The organism is Pseudomonas mohnii (assembly GCF_900105115.1).
Classification (GTDB): domain Bacteria; phylum Pseudomonadota; class Gammaproteobacteria; order Pseudomonadales; family Pseudomonadaceae; genus Aquipseudomonas; species Aquipseudomonas mohnii.
Window position 1 is genome coordinate 5,542,707 of sequence record NZ_FNRV01000001.1, and the last position, 24,897, is coordinate 5,567,603.

Genomic DNA, 24,897 nt, shown 5'->3' on the forward strand with positions numbered 1-24,897 from the left:
GCCTCTTCTATATATAGAAGGGTTGGCGCAGAGCCCTGGCGTGATTGGCTGTATTTGCCACCGGGGCGAGGTGCATCCGTGCATTCGCACCTATAAATTGCCAGCTGCTTTTTTACCCGTTTTCAGTAGGGTGACTTCTTGAGTTTGACCCACTAGAATGCATGCCCTTGATTCTGGGGTCGGAAACGGCCGGCTAACGTCTGTGCAACGAGGAATATCCATGCAAGTTTCTGTTGAAAATACTTCTGCTCTTGAGCGCCGCATGAGCATCACCGTGCCGGCTGAGCGCATCGAGACTCAGGTCAACAAGCGTCTGCAGCAGACTGCCCAAAAGGCCAAGATTGCTGGCTTCCGTCCAGGCAAAGTGCCAATGAGCGAAATCAAGCGTCGTTTCGGCGCTGAAGCTCGCCAGGAAGCTGTAGGCGACGTGATCCAGTCCTCTTTCTATGAAGCTGTGGTTGAGCAGAAGCTGAACCCGGCTGGTTCGCCTTCGATCGAGCCTAAGTCGCTCGAAGCTGGCAAGGACCTGGAATACGTTGCTGTTTTTGAAGTGTTCCCTGAGTTCACCGTTGCCGGTTTCGAAGGTATCACCGTAGAGCGTCTGAGCGCTGACGTGGCTGATGCCGATCTGGACAAGATGCTGGACATCCTGCGCAAGCAGAACACCCGTTTCGAAGTGGCCGATCGCGCTGCTCAAAACGAAGACCAACTGAACATCGATTTCGTTGGCAAGGTCGACGGTGAAGTGTTCGCTGGCGGCTCCGCCAAGGGCACTCAGCTGGTTCTGGGCTCCGGTCGCATGATCCCTGGTTTCGAGGACGGCCTGGTTGGCGCCAAGGCCGGCGAAGAGCGCGTTCTGAACCTGACCTTCCCAGAGGACTATCAGAACCTGGACCTGGCAGGCAAAACCGCTGAGTTCACCGTTACCGTAAACACCGTTTCCGAGCCAAAGCTGCCAGAGCTGACCGAAGAGTTCTTCGCTCAATTCGGCATCAAGGAAAGCGGCCTGGAAGGCTTCCGCACCGAAGTTCGCAAGAACATGGAGCGCGAGCTGCGTCAGGCGATCAAGTCCAAGGTCAAGAATCAGGTCATGGATGGTCTGCTGGCCACCAACCCGATCGAAGTGCCTAAGGCTCTGTTGTCCAACGAAGTTGACCGTCTGCGCGTGCAGGCTGTTCAGCAGTTCGGCGGCAACATCAAGCCTGATCAACTGCCGGCCGAGCTGTTCGAAGAACAAGCCAAGCGTCGCGTAGTACTGGGCCTGATCGTCGCTGAAGTGGTCAAGCAATTCGACCTCAAGCCTGACGAAGCCCGCGTTCGCGAGATGATTCAGGAGATGGCTTCGGCTTACCAAGAGCCTGAGCAGGTTGTGTCCTGGTACTACAAGAACGACCAGCAACTGAACGAAGTCCGTTCGGTTGTGCTGGAAGAACAAGTTGTGGATACTGTTCTGCAGAAAGCTAGCGTGACCGACAAATCGGTCTCTTACGAAGAAGCGGTCAAGCCGGTAGAAGCTCCACAAGCCGACTGATCGTTTTTGCGGTAAGAAGTACACACCATAAGCCAGCCTTCGTGCTGGCTTATGCGTATTCAAGACATAACTATTTGGGAGTGACTGCAGAGCATGTTCCGTAATTCGTATATTCAGCAGAACTCTGATATCCAGGCCGCAGGCGGCCTGGTCCCGATGGTTGTCGAGCAGTCTGCTCGTGGCGAGCGCGCCTATGACATCTACTCGCGTCTTCTCAAGGAGCGAGTGATCTTTCTGGTAGGTCCGGTAGAGGACTACATGGCCAACCTGATCTGTGCGCAACTGCTGTTCCTTGAAGCGGAAAACCCGGACAAGGACATCCATCTCTATATCAACTCCCCGGGTGGTTCGGTGACGGCGGGCATGTCGATCTATGACACCATGCAGTTCATCAAGCCAAACGTGTCGACCACCTGCATTGGCCAAGCGTGCAGCATGGGCGCGTTTCTTCTCACGGCTGGTGCCCCTGGCAAACGTTACTGCCTGCCGAACTCACGTGTGATGATTCACCAGCCATTGGGCGGTTTCCAGGGCCAGGCTTCGGATATCGAAATCCATGCCAAGGAAATCCTCTTTATTCGTGAGCGTCTCAACACGCTGATGGCCAAGCATAGTGGTCGCACTCTTGAAGAAATCGAGCGAGACACAAACCGCGACAATTTCATGAGTGCGGAAGCCGCGCGTGAATACGGGTTGATCGATGAAGTGATCAGCCAGCGCCCTGCTTAAAATAAGCAGCTCAAAATAAGGTTGGTCGGCAGGTCCGATCACCTGCGGGCTTGAAAAAGCCCGCAATAGCCTTCATCTTGTGTTGCAAGCCTATCGGATTTGGATCGAACGAATGACTGACACCCGCAACGGCGAGGACAACGGCAAGCTGCTCTATTGCTCCTTCTGTGGCAAAAGCCAGCATGAAGTGCGCAAATTGATTGCCGGCCCCTCGGTCTTTATCTGCGACGAGTGCGTCGACCTGTGCAATGACATCATCCGTGAGGAGGTGCAGGAAGCCCAGGCCGAAAGCAGCGCGCATAAATTGCCTTCGCCTAAAGAAATCAGCGGCATCCTTGATCAGTATGTGATTGGTCAGGAGCGTGCGAAAAAAATTCTGGCCGTAGCGGTGTACAACCACTACAAGCGCCTGAACCAGCGTGACAAAAAGAATGACGATGTCGAACTCGGCAAGAGCAACATCCTGCTGATCGGCCCGACAGGCTCGGGTAAAACCCTGCTTGCCGAAACACTGGCCCGCTTGCTGAACGTTCCGTTCACCATCGCCGACGCAACCACCCTCACCGAGGCGGGTTATGTGGGTGAAGATGTCGAGAACATCATTCAGAAGCTGCTGCAGAAGTGCGATTACGACGTGGAAAAAGCCCAGATGGGCATTGTCTACATCGATGAAATCGACAAGATTTCGCGCAAGTCTGACAACCCGTCGATTACCCGGGACGTTTCCGGTGAAGGCGTGCAGCAAGCCCTGCTCAAGTTGATCGAAGGTACAGTCGCTTCCGTTCCGCCTCAAGGTGGTCGCAAGCACCCACAGCAGGAATTCCTTCAGGTCGACACCCGTAACATCCTGTTCATCTGCGGTGGTGCATTTTCCGGTCTGGAAAAGGTTATTCAAAACCGTTCCACCAAGGGCGGCATTGGTTTCAACGCGGAAGTGCGCAGCAAGGAAGAAGGGAAGAAAGTCGGTGAATCCCTGCGTGAAGTCGAGCCTGACGATCTGGTCAAGTTCGGTCTGATCCCGGAATTCGTCGGTCGTCTGCCGGTTCTTGCCACACTGGACGAGCTCGATGAAGCTGCTTTGATGCAGATCCTCACCGAGCCGAAAAATGCTCTGACCAAGCAGTACGCCAAGTTGTTCGAGATGGAAGGCGTGGACCTGGAATTCCGGGCTGACGCACTGAAATCGGTTGCGAAACGCGCACTGGAACGCAAAACCGGCGCTCGTGGCTTGCGTTCGATTCTCGAAGGTGTATTGCTCGACACTATGTATGAAATCCCCTCGCAGTCCGAGGTGAGTAAAGTAGTGATCGATGAAAGCGTTATAGAAGGCAAGTCCAAGCCACTGTATATCTATGAAAACAGTGAGCCTGCTGCCAAGGCCGCGCCAGACGCATAAGCGTCACGCAGCCGGTACAAAGAAGGGGCCTTCGGGCCCCTTTGCTTTTGTGGCGGAGGGCTTGTCGGATCGCTGCGCCGCTGGGAAGGCGACATGCCAGCCCGCTTGCCTGTTTTTTTCGCTGTATCCGAGCCCCACAGTTGCTGCCGTAAGAAGCGATCTTTTAAGTCGTACTTTTATCCGCTTGTTTTTTTCCAGATCAGCCCCCATCTTGGTTTCAAGCTTACTTCCATCTGTTTACGGCCTTATGGCCGCCGTAGAGGCGAAATCATGAAGACAACCATCGAATTGCCTCTCCTGCCATTGCGTGATGTCGTGGTTTATCCGCACATGGTTATCCCGCTGTTCGTGGGGCGCGAGAAATCCATCGAAGCCCTTGAGGCTGCGATGACGGGCGACAAGCAGATCCTTCTGCTGGCACAGAGAAACCCTGCTGACGACGATCCCGGCGAAGATGCGCTTTATCGCGTAGGTACGATTGCCACCGTTCTGCAGTTGCTGAAGCTGCCTGACGGCACGGTCAAGGTTCTGGTCGAAGGCGAGCAACGCGGCGCCGTGGAGCGTTTCAGTGAAGTGGACGGCCATTGCCGTGCCGAAGTCTCCTTGATCGACGAAGTCGACGCGCCTGCGCGCGAGTCGGAAGTGTTCGTGCGCAGCCTGCTGTCGCAGTTCGAACAATATGTGCAGCTGGGCAAGAAAGTCCCGGCTGAGGTCCTCTCGTCGCTCAACAGCATCGACGAGCCCGGGCGCCTGGTCGACACCATGGCCGCGCACATGGCCCTGAAGATCGAGCAGAAGCAGGAAATTCTCGAAATCATCGATTTGTCGGCCCGGGTCGAGCACGTTCTGGCGCTGCTGGACGCCGAGATCGATCTGCTGCAAGTCGAAAAACGCATTCGCGGTCGTGTCAAAAAGCAAATGGAGCGCAGTCAGCGCGAGTACTACCTGAATGAGCAGATGAAAGCCATTCAGAAGGAGCTCGGCGACAGCGACGAGGGGCACAACGAAATCGAAGAGCTGAAAAAGCGTATCGATGCCGCTGGCCTGCCAAAAGACGCGCTGGCCAAGGCTACGGCCGAACTGAACAAGCTCAAGCAAATGTCGCCAATGTCCGCGGAAGCGACGGTGGTGCGCTCGTACATCGACTGGCTGGTTCAGGTGCCGTGGAAGGCTCAGAGCAAAGTGCGTCTGGATCTGGCGCGCGCCGAAGACATTCTCGACGCCGATCACTACGGTCTGGAAGAAGTCAAAGAACGGATTCTCGAATATCTCGCCGTTCAAAAGCGCGTGAAAAAAATTCGTGGCCCGGTGTTGTGCCTGGTGGGTCCTCCTGGGGTGGGCAAAACCTCCCTGGCGGAGTCGATTGCGCACGCCACCAACCGTAAATTCGTGCGCATGGCCCTCGGCGGCGTACGTGATGAGGCGGAAATTCGTGGTCATCGCCGTACCTACATCGGTTCGATGCCAGGAAGATTGATTCAAAAGATGACAAAGGTGGGCGTTCGCAACCCGCTGTTCCTGCTCGATGAAATCGACAAGATGGGCAGCGATATGCGTGGCGACCCGGCGTCGGCTTTGCTGGAAGTGCTCGATCCCGAGCAGAACCACAATTTCAACGATCACTATCTGGAAGTCGATTACGACCTGTCCGATGTGATGTTCCTGTGCACCTCGAACTCCATGAACATTCCGCCCGCGCTGCTGGACAGGATGGAAGTGATTCGTCTGCCGGGTTACACCGAAGACGAGAAGATCAACATCGCGGTCAAATACCTTTCGCCCAAGCAGATTACGGCCAATGGCCTTAAGAAAGGCGAGCTGGAATTCGACTCCGAAGCGATCCGCGACATCATCCGCTACTACACCCGCGAAGCCGGTGTACGGGGGCTGGAGCGGCAGATTGCCAAGGTTTGCCGCAAGGCGGTCAAAGAGCACGCACTGGAAAAACGCTTCTCGGTGAAGGTCACCGCAGACATGCTGGAACACTTCCTGGGCGTGCGTAAGTTCCGTTACGGCCTCGCTGAACAGCAAGACCAGATCGGTCAGGTCACCGGATTGGCGTGGACTCAGGTGGGTGGCGAATTGCTGACCATCGAGGCCGCCGTCGTACCGGGCAAAGGCCAGTTGATCAAGACCGGTTCGCTCGGTGATGTGATGGTTGAATCGATCACGGCTGCCTTGACCGTGGTCCGTAGCCGCGCGAAGAGCTTGGGGATCCCCCTGGACTTCCACGAGAAGCGTGACACGCACATCCATATGCCGGAAGGGGCGACTCCAAAGGACGGCCCTAGCGCCGGTGTGGGCATGTGCACGGCGCTGGTTTCGGCACTGACCGGTATCCCTGTGCGCGCGGATGTCGCCATGACCGGTGAAATCACCTTGCGTGGTCAGGTGCTGGCAATCGGTGGCCTGAAAGAAAAACTGTTGGCCGCTCACCGTGGCGGGATCAAGACTGTGATCATTCCGGAAGAGAATGTGCGCGATCTGAAGGAAATTCCCGACAATATCAAGCAAGATCTACAGATTAAACCGGTTAAATGGATTGACGAGGTCCTGCAAATTGCGCTGCAATACGCGCCGGAGCCCTTGCCTGATGTGGCTCCGGAGATAGTCGCGAAGGATGAAAAACGCGAGTCGGATTCTAAGGAAAGAATTAGCACGCATTAGTACGTATTTGCCTGAAGGGCTTCCTTGACAGCTTTTTAGAGCCCTTGTTATAAAGCGGCTCTTAAGTGTCTGTAGGCCATTCAGCACTCGTTTTTGCTTTCACCAAAAAAACTTAGAATCATACTCAAATAGATATAAGGGGACTTAGAGTGAACAAGTCGGAACTGATTGATGCTATCGCTGCATCCGCTGATATCCCGAAAGCTGCTGCTGGCCGTGCGCTGGACGCTGTAATCGAATCCGTCACTGGCGCTCTCAAGGCTGGCGACTCTGTTGTTCTGGTTGGTTTCGGTACTTTCTCCGTAACTGATCGTCCAGCTCGCATTGGTCGTAACCCGCAGACCGGTAAGACTCTGGAAATCGCAGCAGCCAAAAAACCAGGTTTCAAAGCCGGTAAAGCTCTGAAAGAAGCTGTCAACTAAGTTCGATTCAGGTTTTTGCCTATCCGGGTCGGGGTCATGCCTGACCTGGCAGCGGAGCGGTAGTCCAGTCGGCAGGTGCCGGTCCGAGACGCCGAGGCTCGCAAGTTCGAGTCATCGGTCCGCTCCGCCAGTTACGAGAAGGCGCATCCTCGGATGCGCCTTTCTTCTATCCGGATTCTACCCACGCTCCACGGTTGCCTAATTTTGAAGTTCAACCGTTTATGGGGGACGCATGCTGCAGAATATCAGGGACAATTCACAAGGCTGGATTGCCAAGACCATTATCGGGGTCATCGTTGCACTGATGGCTTTGACTGGTTTCGACGCCATTTTCAAGGCCACGACGCACAACAATGAAGCGGCAAAGGTCAACGGCGAACAAATCAGCCAGAACGAGCTGAGCCAGGCGGTTGATATGCAACGCCGTCAACTCATGCAACAGCTGGGCAAGGATTTCGATGCTTCCTTGCTCGACGAAAAAATGCTGCGCGAATCGGCCCTCAAAGGCTTGATCGACCGCAAACTGCTGCTGCAAGGCGCAGAGAGTTCGAAATTCGCTTTCTCCGAAGCGGCGTTGGACCAGGTCATCCTGCAAACACCTGAATTCCAGGTGGATGGCAAGTTCAGTCCTGAGCGTTTCGATCAGGTTATTCGTCAGCTCGGCTACAGCCGTCTGCAATTCCGTCAGATGCTGGCTCAGGAAATGCTGATCGGTCAATTGCGCGCCGGCGTTGCGGGCAGCGGTTTTGTCACCGATGCACAGGTCCTGGCTTTCGCCCGTCTGGAAAAACAGACCCGCGATTTCGCTTCCCTGAACATCAAGGCTGACCCGGCGGCTGTGAAGTTGACCGACGATGAAATCAAAGCCTATTACGACGAACACGCCAAGGAATTCATGACGCCAGATCAGGTGGTCATCGATTACCTGGAGTTGAAGAAGTCCTCCTTCTTTGATCAGGTCAGCGTCAAGGACGAAGACCTGCAAGCGGCGTATCAGAAAGAAACCGCGAACCTGTCCGAGCAACGTCGGGCGGCGCACATTCTGATCGAAGTGAACGACAAGACCACTGAGGCGCAAGCCAAGGCCAAGATCGAAGAGATCCAGGCCCGTCTGGCCAAAGGCGATAAATTCGAGGCTCTGGCCAAGGAATTCTCCCAGGATCCGGGGTCGGCCAACAACGGTGGTGATCTCGGCTACGCGGGGCCGGGTGTCTATGATCCAGCGTTCGAAAAAGCATTGTATTCACTGGCCAAGGATCAGGTTTCCGCACCGGTTCGCACCGACTTCGGTTTCCACCTGATCAAGCTGTTGGGTGTGGAAGCGCCGGAAGTGCCGACCTTCGCCAGCTTGAAAGACAAGCTGACTCGCGAACTGAAGGCCCAGCAGGTCGAACAGCGCTTCGTCGAGGCAACCAAGCAACTGGAAGACTCTTCGTTCGAGGCGTCCGATCTGGCTCAGCCGGCGCAGGACCTGAAGCTGACCGTTCACACCTCCAAGCCGTTCGGCCGTGAAGGTGGCGAAGGTGTTACGGCCAACCGTGCCGTGGTGACCGCAGCGTTCAGCCCTGAAGTACTTGATGAGGGTGCCAACAGCACTGCCATCGAGCTCGATCCGGAAACCGTGATCGTGTTGCGCGCCAAGGAGCACCTCAAGCCTGCGCAGCTGCCGCTGGAAAGCGTCGCCGGCCCGATCCGCGAGCAATTGACCAAGGAGCACGCCAGTGCTGCCGCCAAGACCAAGGCTGACGAGCTGATCGCCAGTCTGCGTGCTGGCAAGACGCCGTTGGACAAGGCGATCGACGGACAGAACTGGAAAGTCACCTCCGGCGCGACTCGCGCTCAAGAGGGGGTTGACCCAACCGTGCTGCAAGCGCTGTTCCGGATGCCGAAGCCTGTCGCGAAAGACAAGCCGGCCTTCAGTAGCGTGACGTTGCCTGATGGCAGCCTGATGATCGTGCGCCTGAACAGTGTCAACGAAGCGGCAACGCCAACCGAAGAAGAGAAGGCTCAATACCGTCGCTTCCTCGCTTCGCGCGTTGGCCAGCAGGACTTTGCGGCTTACCGCAAGCAGCTGGAAAGCCAGGCGGACATCAAGCGTTTCTGATGCCCGACTGAGTTTTGCGCTTATCAAGAACCCCGGCCGAAAGGTCGGGGTTTTTTGTTTGTGCAGTTGTCATCAATCTTCCGGGATCTTTTGCCTAATATCGGGATCAACGGACCTGTAACTGTTTTAAGACACAATCGTTGCGCCGCTAAGCATCGATCTGTTGCACAATACGCCCCGAACCGATTTCCTCAGGATGTTCAATGTTTAAATCATTTCCCATGCGTGTTGCCGGGCTGGCGCTGGTGCTGGCCGTTGCGGCCGGGTGCTCGTCGAAAAAAGCCACCATCTACGAGCATGAGAACTTCGCCGACTCCGGTACGTTTTCCCGTAACTATCCGGTGACTGATGCGCAATCCTGTGAAGCCGCCCGTCGGGCGTTGCTCAGCCAGGGCTATATCATCACCAGCAGTGATCCGAAACTGGTCAGTGGTCACAAGAGCTTCCAGCAGACCGGCGAGACCCATATGGAGATCAGCTTCAGTGTGGTGTGTGCCGATGATGGTAGCGAGGGGCACCACGCGACCATGTTCGCCAATGCCCTGCAGGACCGCTATGCATTGAAGAAGACCAACAACTCCGCCAGTCTGGGTGTCGGTGTGTTGGGTTCGGTGTCGATGCCAATAGGCTCGTCTGACGATTCGATGGTCAAGGTCGCCAGCGAAACCGTATCGTCGGCCAAGTTCTATGAGCGTTTTTTCACGCTGGTCGAGCTGTTCCTGCCACCGGAGGCGAAGAAGGCTGCACACATCACCGAAAAGCCGAAAACCGACCTGGGAGTGCCTGAAGCCAAGGCTGCTCCGGCTCCGTTAGCAGCGCCTCCGGCACCGGCAGCAGAACCTGCACCCGTAGCGGCCCCAGTGCCCCCAGCGCCCGCTGAAGTCGCTCCCGCAGCCTCTGAACCGGTTGCGCCGCCGGAAACCGCGCCAGTTGCGGCGACCCGGAGCGAAGAGCCGGCCGCGTCCTCGGAAACCATTACGCCGCCGACCCATTCAAGCGACATGCCGCCGCCGACAGAACCGATTCCGGCGATGCCTGTTACCGGCCAATAGCGGGTTGCAGCGTCGCGGGAGTGAAAAACCGCTCCCATTGCGCTGCACAGATTGACCCACGTCAAACCAGGCTGCCGTTCTGCGGTCTGTCTCGAAAAAAACGCTGATAAATGCCCGACCGCCTGCTACGTTTTATCGTAGAGCGAAGGCGTGTCGTGGCTGCGTCATTTTTCTTTCATGCGCGGACTTTATGCTCAAGTTGCTGGTCATTTATTCAGACAATTTTCAATGAGCCGTGGGGGATTCAAAATGGACGATTATCAGGAAGAGCTGCTCGAGTATCAGGCCTTTGAGCTGGACCCGCTGGAACCAGCCGAAGACGCGACCGAGCTGTAAGCGTCAGGCTAACTGACGGTGGCTGCGGCGAAATTCGCCGGGGGTCTGACCGTTCCAGCGCTTGAATGCGCGTTGAAAGGCTTCGGCTGAGGCAAAACCCAGCAGATAGGCGATTTCTCCGAATGCCAGTTCGGTGTCGCGAATGTAGGTCATGGCCAGGTCGCGACGTGTGTCGTTGAGAATTGCGCGAAATTGCGTGCCTTCTTCGGCAAGTCTGCGACGCAAGGTCCAGGTGGGCAGCTTCAGGCGTGCCGCCACTTCTTCCAGGTCGGGTTCCCGGCCGCCATTGAGCAACGGCCCCAGCAACTGGGTGATACGTTCACGCAGGCTGCGGGTGCGTGTCAGTTGCTCCAGTTCCCGCTCGCACAGTTGCAGCAAGTGACGCCAGGTGCTTGGACAATGTTCAGGGTTGCGCTGAGCGAGACTCTCCAGGCCCAGGCGCAGCTGATTGTGTTCGCAGCCGAACTGGATCGGGCAGTCACCCAACACTTCATAGTCCGCGCGGTAATCGGGGGCTTCGAATTCGATCTCGATGCGCTCGGCACACAGTGGAGCAGGGCTGACGCTGGACAATTGCTGCAACCAGCCGGCGATGATCGAGTCGACCACAAAGCGGTTATAGCTGTTGTAAGGGCTGATCGAGTAGAACCTCAGCCAGGCACCCTGGGGGTCTTCGTGAAAGCTCGACTGTCCGCGATAGTTGGAACCATACAAGGCTTCAAAACGGATCAGGCAACGTGCCGCTTCGCGCACGGTCGGCGCCTGGGAGGCGGTAACTCCGGCGAGGCCCGCCTGGCTCAAGCGACTGTACCGGCCCATGCGCAGGCCGAGTGCCGGGTTATCGGTCAACTGAATTGCGCCATGGCCCAGGCGCATGTAGCGGGGTATCGAGAGTCGTGCACACGCTTCGCCGAGTCGCGCTGCGTCGAGGCCGTATTGTTCGAGCAAGGGTTGCGGGTCGACTCCGTGGCTGCGTATGGCGTCGGCTAGGCTGTGAACAAACCCCACTGACAGATCGCCCAGACGCATCGGAAGGGATTTCATGCGCTACAACCAGAGGTTCAGCAAGCGCGCACCATGCGCGTTGGCATCGATGAACTGCTGGCCGCTGCTGCTGATGAAGCTTTGTCCGGCGCTGCCCTGATCCCAGAATTGCCCGCGCAGAAACACGCTGACCCCGGCGGTGGCCTGACTGGCCGGTGCCTGGGTCGTGAGGGTCAGGTGCTGCCACGCCTGGCCTTCGCTGAGCTCTCCTGGCTTGAGGTTGACAGAAGCTGGCGTCGACGAGCCCCGGTATCCTCGCCACGGTTGATCCCAGGTGCCGCGCCCTGCCAAATAGGCGGGAACCGCAACCAGTTGCACGTGCAGATCGTCGAGCTTGCGATAATTTTCCGGATACCAGCTGTCGCGACCGATCAGCACGCCCAAACGTCCGGCCGGTGTGTCGACCACATTGAGTGAATGCTCGCCACTGGCCTTGATCCCATCCTGCTTGGCAAACATCGGGTGCATCTGGCGCTGCGGTTGCCCGATTGGCAGGCCATCGCGGCTAAACACGACGCTGCTGTTGTAAAGCGCACCGTGGCCGATTTTCAGGGTGCCATCGATGATGCTCGGCTCGGGCAATACAATGGAGCCTGCCACCAGTGTCACGTTGAATTCTTTCGCCAGGCCGCCAAACAACGCCTGGTAATCCTTGGCCATGCCTTTTGCTTTCATACGCAGGTGAGCATCGTCCAGGCGATTGCCGCCTTCGGCGCTGATCAAGGCACGGACAAATTTCAAGGGGTTGCTCACGGCCAGCCAGTTCATGGCTTCCTTCAACGTGCTGGCCTGGTACAGCTCATCCTTCTCGCCGCTGACCATCAGCCAGGTGCCGACATGCTCCGGCAGGACCACGATGGTTTTCTCGTTCAGCAATCCCTGGTCCTTGGCTTTCTGCAAGTAGGCCGCGAGTTTTCGGTGCAGGCGTTCAGGGCTCTGATAATCGGTGGGAAAGAGTTCGGGCTGGATACCCAGCAGATTGCCGCGATCGGCAGGCGTGCCCTGATCGACGGCAAGGTTGATCCGCAAGTCCGAGAGGTAATGCCCCGCCGGGCGATCCGCGGCCCACATGGCGTAGGTCGCCAGGACAGCAATCAGCGCCATGGAGAAGGTCAGGTACAAAAGTTTGCGCATGGGGAAACAGTCAACGGCCGCGAGCAGGATTCGTCGACTAGGGTATGACCCATGTCGACGCTTGCCAAGGGGTGCTGCGCATTTGGATCAATAAGTTGTCAGTTATGGTCATTGAGTGACAACGACTCGGCTCTTAGTCTGTCGAACATGACTGACGGGGGCCACGAGAGCTTCCGCATTTTTCCCGTGATCGCTCGATGTGGAGTTTCCGATGACCGCCGCCCATTACCCGCACCTGCTGGCCCCGCTGGACCTGGGTTTCACCACGCTGCGCAACCGTACCCTGATGGGGTCGATGCACACCGGCCTCGAAGAGAAACCGGGTGGGTTCGAGCGCATGGCGGCCTATTTCGCCGAGCGTGCCCGTGGGGGTGTCGGTTTGATGGTCACCGGTGGCATCGGTCCGAACGACGAGGGCGGGGTGTATTCCGGCGCCGCCAAGCTGACCACCGAAGAAGAGGCGCTCAAGCACCAGATCGTGACGCGCGCGGTGCACGAGGCGGGTGGCAAGATCTGCATGCAGATCCTTCACGCCGGCCGTTATGCCTACAGCCCGAAACAGGTCGCGCCGAGCGCCATTCAAGCGCCGATCAATCCGTTCAAGCCTAAAGAGCTTGACGAGGACGGCATCGAGAAGCAGATCCGCGATTTCGTCACTTGTTCGACCCTGGCGCAACAGGCCGAATACGACGGCGTCGAAATCATGGGCTCCGAAGGGTATTTCATTAACCAGTTCCTCGCCGCTCATACCAACCACCGTACCGACCGCTGGGGCGGCAGCTACGAAAACCGCATGCGCCTGCCGGTGGAAATCGTACGCCGGGTGCGCGAAGCGGTCGGTCCGAACTTCATCATCATTTTTCGCCTGTCGATGCTCGACCTGGTGGAAGGCGGCAGTACCTGGGAAGAAATCGTGCAGTTGGCCAAGGCCATCGAGCAGGCCGGTGCGACCCTCATCAACACCGGTATCGGCTGGCATGAAGCGCGGATTCCGACCATTGCCACCAAGGTCCCGCGTGCGGCCTTCAGCAAGGTCACGGCCAAGCTGCGTGGTTCGGTGAACATTCCGCTCATCACCACCAACCGCATCAACACCCCGGAAGTCGCCGAGCAGATTCTGGCCGAAGGTGATGCCGACATGGTCTCGATGGCGCGGCCGTTCCTCGCCGACCCGGACTTCGTCAACAAGGCCGCTGAAGGGCGCGCCGACGAAATCAACACCTGCATCGGTTGCAACCAGGCGTGCCTGGACCACACCTTCGGCGGCAAGTTGACCAGTTGCCTGGTCAACCCGCGTGCCTGCCACGAAACCGAACTCAACTATCTGCCGGTCAAGCAGATCAAGAAAATCGCCGTGGTCGGTGCCGGCCCTGCCGGTTTGTCCGCCGCGACCGTAGCGGCCGAGCGCGGTCATCAAGTGACGCTGTTCGATTCGGCCAGCGAAATCGGCGGCCAGTTCAACGTCGCCAAGCGCGTACCGGGCAAGGAAGAGTTCTACGAGACCCTGCGTTACTTCAACCGCAAGTTGCAGACCACCAACGTCGAGCTGTGCCTGAACACCCGGGTGGATGTGGCAAGACTGGTCGAGGGCGGTTACGACGAAATCATCCTGGCGACCGGCATCGCCCCAAGAACCCCGGCGATCCCTGGCGTCGAGAACGCCAAGGTCCTGAGTTACCTGGACGTACTCCTCGAGCGCAAGCCCGTGGGCAAGCGTGTCGCGGTGATTGGCGCCGGTGGTATCGGTTTCGATGTGTCGGAGTTCCTCGTTCACCAGGGCGTGTCCACCAGCCTGAACCGCGATGAATTCTGGAAAGAATGGGGCATCGATACGCACCTGGAAGCGCGCGGCGGTGTCGCCGGGATCAAGGCCACGCCCCATGCCCCGGCCCGTGAAGTGTTCCTGCTGCAACGCAAGAAGTCCAAGGTCGGCGACGGCCTTGGCAAAACCACCGGCTGGATTCACCGCACCGGTTTGAAGAACAAGCAGGTGCAGATGCTCAACAGTGTCGAATACCTGAAGATCGACGACCAAGGCTTGCACATCCGCATCGGCGAAACCGGCGAGCCGCAAGTGTTGCCAGTGGACAATATCGTAATCTGTGCCGGCCAAGACCCGTTGCGCGAGTTGCAGGAAGGCCTGGTCGCGGCAGGGCAGAACGTGCATTTGATCGGTGGCGCGGACGTCGCGGCGGAGCTGGATGCCAAGCGTGCAATCAATCAGGGTTCGCGGTTGGCGGCTGAGTTGTAATAGCAGCCCTGCGGCGAGGGCGCGAACGCCCTCGTCACCCGTCAACTGCTAAGATGCCGGCTCTTTTCCCTGGGCCGGCATCAATGCTTTTTCCTCCCGCAAACTGGCGACCCCAAGCCCCCCTCGAACCACTGCAACTCGACTGGCTCAGCCGCGCCAGAATCGAAGTCGCCATCCTGCGCCTGGATCAGATCGACCCGCTGATCAGCGGTAACAAATGGTTCAAGCTCATCGAACACCTCAACGCCGCTGACCGGGCGGGTGCCGAGGGCATCATCAGCCTCGGTGGCGCGCACTCCAATCACCTTCACGCACTGGCCGCCGCCGGCAAGCGCCTGGGTTTTGCCACGGTCGGCCTGCTGCGCGGACACCCTCAGCAAACGCCCACCGTGAAAGACTTGCAGGCGTTCGGCATGCAGCTGCACTGGCTCGGTTATGGCGGCTATCGCGCGCGGCACGAAGCGGGTTTCTGGCAGCCGTGGCAATCCCTGTACCCGACATTGCACCCCGTACCGGAAGGCGGTGGTGGTTTGCCAGGCGCGCTCGGCTGCATGCCGCTGAGAGGGCAGGTCTCTGCGCAACTGGCCAGCGTGGGCTGGAGCGGCTACGACGGTTGGTGGCTGGCCTGCGGAACGGGTACGACCCTGGCCGGCCTGGTGCTGGCTGAAGCGGGGGATCATCCGGTTTACGGCGCGTTGGCGGTGCCCGACGATCATGGGGTCGCGCAGGCGGTCGAGAGGATCGTTGCAGAAGCGGGCGAAACCACGGCGGTTTATCAACTGTTCGACGCCAGTCGTGGCGGCTTTGCCCGCGTCGATCCGCCGTTGCTCGAATTCATCGAAAAGACCGAGCGCGCCAGCGGCATTCCTCTGGAACCGCTGTACACAGGTAAGGCGTTGCTGGCGCTCAAACAGCAAGTCGAGGCGGGCCGGTTTGCTCCCGGGACCCGACTGATCTTCATCCATACCGGTGGCTTGCAGGGCCTGCGAGGGTTCGGTTCGCAGCACTGAAGGGCAACAGAAACCAGTGTGGGAGCAAGCTTGCTCCCACACTCAGGTATTGCGGGTCTCAGGAATTGCGGCTCACTCGTTTGGGCATCATCCGCAGCAAGGTGTTATCGCCGACCACGTAGTGATGATAAAGCCCGGCCAACGCGTGCAGGCCAATCAGCCAATAGCCGATGGTTGCGCCAAGTTCATGCCATCCCTGGATTTGTTTGGCCAGTGCTTTGTCTTCAGCGATCAGCATGGGCAGGTCGATACCATAAAACATCACTTGATTGCCTTTGGCACTGGTGACCAGCCAGCCGAGAATCGGCATGGTGATCATGAAGAGGTACAGCGCCCAGTGCATCAGCCTGGCCATCACCGTCTGCCACCGAGGGGAGGCCGGGAAGATTTGCGGCGCCGGGCCCAGGCTGCGAGCAAACAAACGCAACCAGACCAGAACGAACACGGTCAGGCCGAGCATGAAGTGCGATTCCACGATCAGTGTTCGCCCGCCACTGCCCTTGGGAAAAATCCCGCGAAATTCTATGCAGGCGTAAACCAACGCCAGCAAGACCAACATCAACCAATGCAGCGCTATCGAGACGGTGCTATAGCGCGAATCGGAATTTTTCCATGGCATACGGTGTTCCTCACAGGTCAGCTCAAGCCACCGTTCTTCTTCGACGGTGTGCTTTACTGTAATCCTGTTTCACCGTGTTTGCCTGTGGCGATGGGTCACGGGAGCACTGGTTCAGCTGATTGACAGCAAAAAGCGCCAGTTCCGTTCAAACACTGGCGCTGCATTTGGAGGCGTGGCAATCAGCTGGTTTGCGGCATCTCACCTTTGGCCAGGCGCTTGTTGATATCGGCGATCACGGCCGGCAAGTCGGTGATGGTGTCGATCATGTAATGCGGGCGTGAGCCTTCGAACAGCGCATGGATACGCGTGCGTTCGCTGTCCAGTTTTTCGCTGTCCAAGGCGCGATAACCTTCGTAGTCCAGGCCCAGGGCGTTTCCCGAACAGATCAGCGCCACGGTCCACATGCCAGCGCGGCGACCTTCGAGAATGCCTGGCACGGTGTCGTCGATCTTCACGCAGGCGGCGACATCGTCGATGCCCAGGGCAATCACGTTGGCCAGTGCCTGTGCCGGCCATGGGCGGCCATTCGGCACTTCGTCGGTGGCGACCACGTGATCGGCCACGTAACCGTTGGTGGCGGCCAGTTCGACCACCTTGTCCATGACCTGTTTCGGGTAGCCGGAGCACGAGCCGATCTTGATCCCTTGCCGGCGCAGGTTGGCGATGGTGTCCAGGGCGCCCGGGATCAGTGCCGAATGCTCGGCGATTTTTTCGATCTGCAGCGGCATGAAGCGTTGATAGATGGCGGTGACGTCATCGTCGGTGGGCGTGCGGCCAAACACTTTGCGGTAGCGTTCGGCGACTTCCGGCTGATTGCACAAGGTGCGGATGTGGTCCCACTTGCCCATGCCCATCGGGCCACGGGCTTCATCGATGGACACCTGGACGTCGAACTCGGCGAAGGCTTCGACAAAGATCTGCGTCGGCGCGAAGGAGCCGAAATCGACCACGGTGCCGGCCCAGTCGAGGATGGCGGCCTGGAGTTTGCTTGGATGGGTGTAGTTCATGGTGATCAAGTCCTGTGGCAACTGGCTAATAGGGGCGATGTGGTTACTGTGGGGAAGGCGGTATGGCTTAGATCTCTAACACTTCCATCTCACGCAGCACGTCGCCAATCGCCGCCACCGCTTCGCGCATCTGCGCCGGGGTGACGTGACCGATGCAGCCGACGCGGAAGGTTTCGACCTGGGTCAGTTTGCCGGGGTAGAGGATGTAACCCTTGGCCTTGACCCGTTCGTAGAATTCCTTGAACTGGTAGCGTGGATCTTTCGGTGCGTGGAACGTGGTGATGATCGGCGCCTGGATGGCGGCCGGCAGGAAGCTGCGCAATCCCAGTTTGCCCATCTCTTCCATCAGTGCCTGGCAGTTGGCGGCGTAGCGCTGGTGCCGGGCCGGCAGGCCGCCTTCTTCGTTGTATTGCAGCAGGGCTTCGTGCAGCGCCGCCACCACGTGGGTCGGCGGGGTGAAGCGCCATTGGCCGGTCTTGACCATGTAGGAGTGCTGGTCAAACAGATCCATCGCCAGCGAATGCGAGTTGCCGGCAGCGTTGGCCAGGGCTTCCTTGCGAGCGAAAACGAACCCCATCCCGGGTACGCCCTCCAGGCATTTTCCGGAAGCAGCGATCAGCGCGTCGAACGGTATCTGTTGCGCGTCGATCGGCAGCGCGCCAAAGGAGCTCATGGCGTCGATGATCAGGCGTTTGCCGTGTTGCGCAACGACCCGAGCGATTTCCGGCAGCGGGTTGAGGATACCGGTGCTGGTTTCGCAGTGAATCAGTGCGATGTGGGTGATGCTGTCATCGGCTCGCAGCAGGCGCTCGACGTCGGCGGCGGTGGTGGGTTCGTCTTCGGCGGTTTCGAAAGTGCTGAACGAGCGGCCGAGCACTTCGCAGATTTTCGCCAGGCGTTTGCCGTAGGCACCGTTGATCAGTACCAGCACTTTGCCGTCGCGCGGTACCAGCGTGCCGATGGCCGCTTCGACCGCGAAGGTGCCGCTGCCTTGCAGGGGCACGCAGTGATGACTGGCGGCCCCGTTGATGATTGCCAGCAGTTGTTCGCAGAGGCTGGCGGTCAACTGGTTGAAGCGCTCATCCCAGGAACCCCAGTCGACCATCATCGCCTGACGGGTGCGTGCTGAAGTGGTCAGTGGACCAGGGGTGAGCAGGATGGGGGCGGCAGTACTCATTCTCGTGTCCTCGCAATCGATGGGATGAAGCTACGGGGCCTAAATTGCAATTTGCCGTGTTATCAATCAAATTGTTTGTTGTTATGCCAGCCATCAGTGAGGCTTATTCATGAATCTGTTTCAGCTGCGTGCTTTCGACGCCGTGGCCCGCGAGGGCAGCTTTACCCGGGCGGCCGCACGGCTGTTCATCAGTCAACCGGCGGTCACCGGGCACATCAAGGCGCTGGAGGAGCACTACCAGATCAGCCTGTTGCGCCGCACCGCGCGGCGGGTGGAGTTGACGGAAGAGGGCACCAAACTGGCGGCGATCACCCGGGCCATGTTCGGCCTGGCCGAAGAAGCACAGGCGATGCTGGAGGCCAACCGGCAGTTGCTGACCGGGCGCCTGGAAGTGGCGGCGGACGGCCCGCATATGGTTATGCCGATGCTCGCGAGCCTGCGGGCGCGTTATCCGGGAATCACGGTGAACCTGCGCCTGGGCAATGCCCAGGAAACCCTGGCGGCGCTGTTGTCCGAACATGCCGACGTGGCGGTGCTGACCGAAGTCGAGCCGCGCAAGGGGCTGCATCTGCAAGCGCTCAGCGAGTCACGCATTTGCGCACTGGTGCCCGACGGTCATCCGTGGGCGCAACGGTCCAAAGGCGTGCCACTCAAGGAACTGGATCAGGTGATCATGGTGTTGCGTGAGCCGAGTTCGATCACCCGGCGCACCTTTGATCAGGCGTGCGCCCATGCCCAAGTCAACCCAAGGGTGTTGCTGGAGCTGGACAGTCGCGAAGCGGTGACAGAAGCAGTGGCCGCCGAGTTGGGCGTGGGCGTGGTGTCTTCGGTAGAGGTGAGCCACGACCCCCGGGTGACGGCGGTGCCGATCATTGGCGAGGGGTTGGTGAACCGGCACATGATGGGGTGCATGGAACGGCGCCGGGATTTGCGTTTGATCCAGGCGTTTTTTGAGTTGGTGCCAGGCCGATAAACCGTGGCGTGGCTTGCCCGCGATGGGGCCAGACCTGCCTACCTCAGGCTCTCGCGCACCATTTCCAGAAACGTCGCCACCACCCGCCGCGAACTCTGCTCGCGCAAGCACACCAGCGTCTCGGTCAACCGCCGTTTGCAATCGGTAATCGGCAATGCACACACACGCGAATCCGCGCCGAATTCGGCTGCCGACACCACGCCGACACCAATCCCCACCACCACCGCTTCTCGCGCCGCCTCCCGCCCTTCGACCTGAATGGCCGAGCGGATGCGCAAGCCGGCGCCAGCCATTTCTTCTTCCAGTGTTTGTCGCGTCACCGAACCGATTTCCCGCAGCACCAGCGGCGTATCGTCCAGGTCCGCCAGGCAGATGGACTTACGATCGGCCCACGGGTGATTGCGCGACACGAACGCCACCATCGGGTCGTTGCGCAGCGGTAACGAGAGCAGACGTTCATCACTGACATCACGGCCCAGTAACGCCAGATCGGCTTGATAGTTGAAGAGCCGCAATAGCGACTCATCGGTGTTACCGGTTTCGATCTTCACGCTGATCCCCGGATAACGCTCACAGAATCGGGCGATCTGCGGCAGCACATGCACCGGCGCGTCCACCGCCAGAACCAGGCTGCCGGTCTGCAAGGCCTGGGAGTCTTGCAACAGTTCCTGGGCTTCGGCTTCGATCACGAACAGTTTCTGCGTGACGCCGAGCAAGCGTTCGCCCAGGTCGGTCAGGCGCACTGAACGCTTGTTGCGGTGGAACAGCAGCACACCGTAGCGCTCTTCGAGTTTGCGCACCTGATCGGAAATGGCCGGTTGCGTGAGAAACAGTCGTTCGGCGGCTTTGGTAAAGCTTCCGTACACGGCCACGGCGTGGAAGGCTTTGAGTTGGGCGTGGGAAACCGACATGCGAATCTCCAATAACAAGCTGAGCTTATTTTTGAAATACGATAAATCGATTTCACTTATTAATCAGTAGTTGTTTTTATCCACCTCAGCCCCGGTGACTGGTCAATCGAACAGCAGCGGGTGCCATGAGCCTGTGCGTGCAACAACAGGACTCATCTGACCGGAATCGCCCACAGGGACAAGGTGATTTCGCAGTGCTCAACAATAAAAACACAGGCGTTTTCTTTCAATTCTGCCGGCACACTCACACCCTGAGGTCAGAACCACAATGAACAAGCACATCGGCACCATCAAACGTTGGCGCGTGCAGATCTTCGCGATCACCTGGCTCGCCTACGCCGCTTTCTACTTCACTCGCAAAGCATTCTCTGTTGCAAAACTCGGGATTGGCGAAGACCCGACGTTCATGCTCGACAAAATGGCCATGGCCAACCTCGATGCTATCTATCTGACCGCTTACGCCATCGGCCAATTCACCTGGGGCATCCTGGCCGATCGCTTCGGCCCGCGGGTCGTGGTACTGGGCGGCTTGCTGATTTCTGCGGCCGCCGCGCTGGTGATGGGCAGTTTCGCCACGTTGCCGATTTTCGCCACTTGCATGTTGATTCAGGGCCTGGCGCAGTCCACCGGGTGGTCGGGGCTGTGCAAGAACCTCGGTAGTTTCTATCCCGCCGAGCAGCGCGGGCGGGTGCTGGGCCTGTGGAGCTCCTGCTACGCCTTTGGCGGTCTGGTGGCATCGCCCTTTGCCGGTTGGTGGGCTTATACGCTGATCGGCAGCTGGCATGCGGCCTTCATTTCCAGTGCGGCGGTGGTTGGGCTGGTCGCCGTGCTGTTTTTTATTTTTCAACGCAACAAACCCGAAGACGTCGGTTTGCCGGCTGTGGAGCCCGAGCCCGAGCTGACCGCTGAAGAGGCACAGGCTCAAAGCAAAATCAGCGTCTTGGAGCCGTTAAAGGAAATCCTGCGCAATCGTACGGTGCTGGTGCTCGGCCTCGCGTACTTCATGCTGAAACCGGCGCGCTATGCGATTCTGCTCTGGGGCCCGGTGATCGTTTTCGAACAGATGCCTTCGGTGGGCAAGGTCGGCGCGGCGATCATTCCGACGGCGTTCGAACTGGCCGGGTTGCTCGGACCGATCATGATCGGCCTTGCCTCCGACAAAGTGTTCGGCGCCCGACGTATGCCCGCCTGTGTGCTCAGTCTGCTGGCGCTGACCGTGTCGCTCGCGCTGTTTATGGGTGCCCTGCACACCGGCAGTGTGCTGCTGGTAGTGGCGCTGCTGTTTGTCATGGGGCTGACGCTTTATGGACCGGATTCGATGATCAGCGGCGCGGCCGCCATCGACTTCGGCACTGCCAAGGCCGGTGCGACCGCCGCCGGTTTCGTCAACGGTTGCGGCTCGGTCGGGGCGATTCTTGGCGGGTTGCTGCCTGGTTATTTCGACACCGTGACGGTGTTCATTGTCTTCGCTGGCTGCGCGATGTTCTCCGCACTGGTGTTGATCCCGCACTGGAACAGTCGCCCCGGTGGTTTGCGAACCCACTATCCCCTCGTGCCTAATCGGCCGATAAGCGTCAAATCCCTGCGTACCTGAACCCTGTCCGTCGCCGCCTGCTGCGTTTGCGGCAGGTTGGCGTGTGGACTATCGAATGGAGAGTGATCCCATGAGACCCTTTTGGCTGGAGCAGGCCTTGAAGACCGAGACGTCCGAAACCTGTCCGGCGCTGCAAGGCGACATCCGCGCCGACGTCTGCATCGTCGGCGGCGGCTACACCGGGTTATGGACCGCCATCATGCTCAAGGAGCAGAACCCCGGCCTGGAGGTGGTGCTGATCGAAGCCGATATCTGTGGCGCCGGCGCCAGTGGCCGCAACGGTGGTTGTGCGCTGTCATGGTCGGCCAAGTATTTCACCCTTGAACGCCTGTTCGGCGCAGAAGAAGCGGTGCGGCTGGTCAAGGAATCCGAGCGCAGCATCCATGCGATCGGGGCCTTCTGCGAGCGGTATGCGGTGGACGCCGACTACCGCCTCGATGGCACCCTCTACACCGCGACCAACCGCGCTCAGGTCGGCTCGACCGACGCGGTGATCGCCGCGCTGGAGCGCAACGGCATCAACTCCTTCAGTCAGCGACCGCTGGCCGATGTACAACGCATGGCCGGTTCCACCAGGCACCTGGAAGGCTGGTTTTCCCCGGCCGCCGCCAGCGTGCAGCCAGGCAAACTGGTGCGCGGTTTGCGCCGGGTGGCCTTGCAGCTTGGCGTGCGGATTCATGAAAACACCGCCATGACCGGGCTGGAGGAAGGTAAGCCGGCCGTCATCCAGACCGCCAGTGGCCGCGTTCGCGCCGATCGTGTGGTGCTGGCGATGAATGCCTGGATGGCACGGGCATTCCCACAGTTCGAACGCAGCGTGGCGATCGTCTCCAGCGACATGTTGATCACCGAACCACGACCCGATCTGCTCGACGAAATCGGTTTGACCAGCGGTGTCACCGTGCTCGATTCGCGGATTTTCGTGCACTACTACCACAACACACCCGACGGCCGGATCATGCTCGGCAAGGGTGGCAATACCTTCGCTTACGGTGGTCGCCTGTCACCGGTGTTCGATCAGCCATCGCCCTATGCCGGTCTGCTTCGCAGCAGTCTGACGGATTTCTTCCCGGCGTTTGCCGACGTCAAGGTCGACGCAACCTGGAACGGCCCGTCGGATCGCTCGGTCACAGGGCTGCCGTTCTTTGGGCAGATGAGTGCCAGCGGGAACCTGTTCTACGGTTTTGGATATTCCGGCAGCGGTGTCGGGCCATGCCACATGGGCGGGCAGATTCTGGCTTCGATGGTCCAGGGCCTGGACAATCCATGGACGCGCTCGCCACTGGTCAACGGACCGCTGGGCTTCTTCCCGCCGGAACCGATTCGTTACCTTGGCTCGTTGATGGTGCGCAACGCCATTCGCCGCAAGGAGCGCGCCGAGGACCACGGGCGGCGGCCCCGGCATCTGGACGTGCGCCTGGCCAGGTTCGCGGCGGCGGCCGGCAAGGCTGACAAGGGGTGAGGCTCAGGACCCGGCGTCGGTGGGGTCGATCAACCAGTCGAGCAGCAGACGGCTATCGCTCCGTGGCTCATGGCGCCGGGCGGATCGAGGCGTGGAGCGGTGTCCCGTGCTGGCGCAGAACACCGGGCGGTCGGGATCGCTGTCGAGGAAACTGACCCACCCGTCGCTGCCGGCCATGGGCAAACCGCCAGGATCGATGCGGGCACCCGTCACCGCGACGGGCAGCCAGAGGCCGATGCCTTCTGCGGTTTCATTGTCCGTAGCAGGCCACAAACTCACCTGTATGCGACCTTGCTCATCCAGCGTCGACTGCTGCCCGGTCTGGCCCAGCACCCGCGCTGGCTGATAACCGGGGATACGCGGCCTCGGCTGTTCGAGCGCCGGACGAAACACCGTTGACCAGGGAATCGCGCTGAACTGATTGCGGTAACGCCTGGGCGCGCCCGAGGTGCCCTGCTGCAGAATCGAACCCTGCTCTCCCTGATGACGCGCCTGGGTCACCAACCATTGATCGTTGAAACCGGTTAGTGGGTGCTCAGTCACCTGCACGATGCAGCCGCTGCGCAGTTCGCCGTGATTACTTTGGCCGTGAATCTGCATTTGCCGGCATCGCAAGCGCTCCAGATGCCGGCGAGCAAGTTGATCGCGGTAGCGCTGTTCGGGAGCGGGGCGGGCCATGGGCGCCATGGCTTGGCTAAAGACATGATTGGCCGCGCCGTCGTCGGTGTCCATGGCGCCGCGGTCTCGGGCATCCAGCCTTGGCGAAGAGGGCCGTGAATCGTGACGCTGGAACAGCTCGCTGATTCGCCATGGGTTGCTGTCAGCGGGTGCGTCGCTCTGGAACGGCATCAACAACGGTTCCTGAGGGAAACTCAGGCTGTCGTCGGCGAACACCAGAACATGCCCGTGGCGGTGGTGTTCGAAGTGATAGTGAATGCCTTCCTCCTCGCACAGCCGTTGCAGCAGGGCCAGGTCGGTTTCTTCGTACTGAATGCAAAACGGTCGCAGAGGATAGTGGTCATTGGTCAGTTCGAAGCGATAGCTGTCATCGGGTAGCTCATGTTCGGCCAGCAACTGCTGCAGGATCATGGGCACGCTGGACGGCTCAAAAATGCGTCGGCAACGATGTCGGTCCAGCGATTGCAGGGCGGGGCCCAGCACCAGTTTGTAGCCGACCCGGTGCGGGCCGCGATGTTCGCGACTGACACTGTGCAGTACGCCGTGAATGCCCTGGCCCTGCCCAAGGCTCAGGAACGCCGCTTGGTGCAGTAGTTGTTGCAGCGGCATGGCCGGAGCCAGGCCAATCACTTCAATCTCGAATCGATAGGGTTGGTTGAGGGCTTCTCGGCCACTGAACTGCACCACCTGCAGGCTCAAATCGTCGTCAAGCAGTGTCAGGGTGAAGGGACTTTCCTTGTCGTTATGCATCGGACGCGCTTCTGCTATGGAGTACGGCTGCAGAGGGTACGAAACCACAG

20 protein-coding genes are annotated in these 24,897 nt (G+C 59.2%); 13 read left to right on the forward strand and 7 right to left on the reverse strand.

The features are described from left to right. The first annotated feature begins 220 nt into the window (after positions 1–220). From tig to BLV61_RS31120, 8 genes are all read left to right on the forward strand, one after another. The gene (tig, locus tag BLV61_RS25960; protein ID WP_047527526.1) at positions 221–1,531 is read left to right on the forward strand and encodes a trigger factor; all 1,311 of its coding nucleotides are present in this window, start codon (positions 221–223) and stop codon (positions 1,529–1,531) included. Positions 1,532–1,624: 93 nt separating this feature from the next. Next, positions 1,625–2,260 (forward strand): ATP-dependent Clp endopeptidase proteolytic subunit ClpP, encoded by a 636-nt coding sequence (clpP, locus tag BLV61_RS25965; RefSeq protein ID WP_090468346.1) that lies wholly within the window; start codon positions 1,625–1,627, stop codon positions 2,258–2,260. A gap of 112 nt (positions 2,261–2,372) precedes the next feature. After that, the gene (gene clpX / locus BLV61_RS25970) at positions 2,373–3,656 is read left to right on the forward strand and encodes an ATP-dependent Clp protease ATP-binding subunit ClpX (RefSeq protein ID WP_047527529.1); all 1,284 of its coding nucleotides are present in this window, start codon (positions 2,373–2,375) and stop codon (positions 3,654–3,656) included. 270 nt (positions 3,657–3,926) lie between these two features. Then, the gene (gene lon / locus BLV61_RS25975; protein WP_047527532.1) at positions 3,927–6,323 is read left to right on the forward strand and encodes an endopeptidase La; all 2,397 of its coding nucleotides are present in this window, start codon (positions 3,927–3,929) and stop codon (positions 6,321–6,323) included. A 149-nt stretch (positions 6,324–6,472) separates the two neighbouring features. Beyond that, positions 6,473–6,745, forward strand: a complete 273-nt coding sequence (locus BLV61_RS25980; RefSeq protein WP_002552737.1) for an HU family DNA-binding protein — start codon at positions 6,473–6,475, stop codon at positions 6,743–6,745. Positions 6,746–6,977: 232 nt separating this feature from the next. Next, positions 6,978–8,849 carry a SurA N-terminal domain-containing protein gene (locus tag BLV61_RS25985; RefSeq protein ID WP_090468348.1) on the forward strand — a complete coding sequence of 624 codons (1,872 nt, stop codon included), beginning with the start codon at positions 6,978–6,980 and terminating at the stop codon, positions 8,847–8,849. A 203-nt stretch (positions 8,850–9,052) separates the two neighbouring features. Next, positions 9,053–9,901: a DUF2242 domain-containing protein gene (locus BLV61_RS25990; RefSeq protein ID WP_090468351.1), complete on the forward strand. Its 849-nt coding sequence runs from the start codon at positions 9,053–9,055 to the stop codon at positions 9,899–9,901. Positions 9,902–10,051: 150 nt separating this feature from the next. Further along, positions 10,052–10,237 (forward strand): hypothetical protein, encoded by a 186-nt coding sequence (locus BLV61_RS31120; protein ID WP_130207725.1) that lies wholly within the window; start codon positions 10,052–10,054, stop codon positions 10,235–10,237. Positions 10,238–10,240: 3 nt separating this feature from the next. Here the strand turns inward: BLV61_RS31120 and BLV61_RS25995 are convergent, their stop codons facing one another. Both BLV61_RS25995 and BLV61_RS26000 read right to left on the reverse strand, forming a co-directional pair. Next, positions 10,241–11,281: an AraC family transcriptional regulator gene (locus tag BLV61_RS25995; RefSeq protein ID WP_047527549.1), complete on the reverse strand. Its 1,041-nt coding sequence runs from the start codon at positions 11,279–11,281 to the stop codon at positions 10,241–10,243. Between the two features lie 3 nt (positions 11,282–11,284). Next, a complete protein-coding gene (locus tag BLV61_RS26000) occupies positions 11,285–12,415 on the reverse strand; it encodes a nitrilase-related carbon-nitrogen hydrolase (RefSeq protein ID WP_047527551.1) in 1,131 nt (376 codons plus the stop codon). Positions 12,416–12,626: 211 nt separating this feature from the next. On the opposite strand from BLV61_RS26000, the gene BLV61_RS26005 reads away from it, so the two are divergent. Beyond that, complete coding sequence (locus BLV61_RS26005; protein ID WP_047527553.1) at positions 12,627–14,666, forward strand: oxidoreductase; 2,040 nt, start codon at positions 12,627–12,629, stop codon at positions 14,664–14,666. A gap of 83 nt (positions 14,667–14,749) precedes the next feature. After that, on the forward strand, positions 14,750–15,676 hold the full coding sequence (locus tag BLV61_RS26010) for a 1-aminocyclopropane-1-carboxylate deaminase/D-cysteine desulfhydrase (protein WP_090468354.1): 927 nt from the start codon (positions 14,750–14,752) through the stop codon (positions 15,674–15,676). A gap of 58 nt (positions 15,677–15,734) precedes the next feature. On the opposite strand, the gene BLV61_RS26015 is transcribed toward BLV61_RS26010, so the two are convergent. The 3 genes from BLV61_RS26015 to BLV61_RS26025 form a co-directional block, all read right to left on the reverse strand. Continuing rightward, on the reverse strand, positions 15,735–16,295 hold the full coding sequence (locus BLV61_RS26015) for a cytochrome b (RefSeq protein WP_047527556.1): 561 nt from the start codon (positions 16,293–16,295) through the stop codon (positions 15,735–15,737). Positions 16,296–16,474: 179 nt separating this feature from the next. Next, the gene (gene phnX, locus BLV61_RS26020) at positions 16,475–17,302 is read right to left on the reverse strand and encodes a phosphonoacetaldehyde hydrolase (protein WP_047527558.1); all 828 of its coding nucleotides are present in this window, start codon (positions 17,300–17,302) and stop codon (positions 16,475–16,477) included. Between the two features lie 67 nt (positions 17,303–17,369). After that, a complete protein-coding gene (locus BLV61_RS26025; RefSeq protein ID WP_090468356.1) occupies positions 17,370–18,479 on the reverse strand; it encodes a 2-aminoethylphosphonate--pyruvate transaminase in 1,110 nt (369 codons plus the stop codon). Positions 18,480–18,588: 109 nt separating this feature from the next. On the opposite strand from BLV61_RS26025, the gene BLV61_RS26030 reads away from it, so the two are divergent. Next, a complete protein-coding gene (locus tag BLV61_RS26030; protein ID WP_047527562.1) occupies positions 18,589–19,452 on the forward strand; it encodes a LysR substrate-binding domain-containing protein in 864 nt (287 codons plus the stop codon). A gap of 38 nt (positions 19,453–19,490) precedes the next feature. On the opposite strand, the gene BLV61_RS26035 is transcribed toward BLV61_RS26030, so the two are convergent. After that, positions 19,491–20,363: a LysR family transcriptional regulator gene (locus BLV61_RS26035; RefSeq protein WP_047527564.1), complete on the reverse strand. Its 873-nt coding sequence runs from the start codon at positions 20,361–20,363 to the stop codon at positions 19,491–19,493. A 268-nt stretch (positions 20,364–20,631) separates the two neighbouring features. On the opposite strand from BLV61_RS26035, the gene BLV61_RS26040 reads away from it, so the two are divergent. Further along, positions 20,632–21,957 (forward strand): MFS transporter, encoded by a 1,326-nt coding sequence (locus BLV61_RS26040; protein ID WP_047527566.1) that lies wholly within the window; start codon positions 20,632–20,634, stop codon positions 21,955–21,957. 70 nt (positions 21,958–22,027) lie between these two features. Continuing rightward, the gene (locus tag BLV61_RS26045; RefSeq protein ID WP_090468358.1) at positions 22,028–23,419 is read left to right on the forward strand and encodes an FAD-dependent oxidoreductase; all 1,392 of its coding nucleotides are present in this window, start codon (positions 22,028–22,030) and stop codon (positions 23,417–23,419) included. Positions 23,420–23,422: 3 nt separating this feature from the next. On the opposite strand, the gene BLV61_RS26050 is transcribed toward BLV61_RS26045, so the two are convergent. Continuing rightward, complete coding sequence (locus BLV61_RS26050; RefSeq protein ID WP_090468360.1) at positions 23,423–24,847, reverse strand: type VI secretion system Vgr family protein; 1,425 nt, start codon at positions 24,845–24,847, stop codon at positions 23,423–23,425. Between the last annotated feature and the right edge of the window lie 50 nt (positions 24,848–24,897).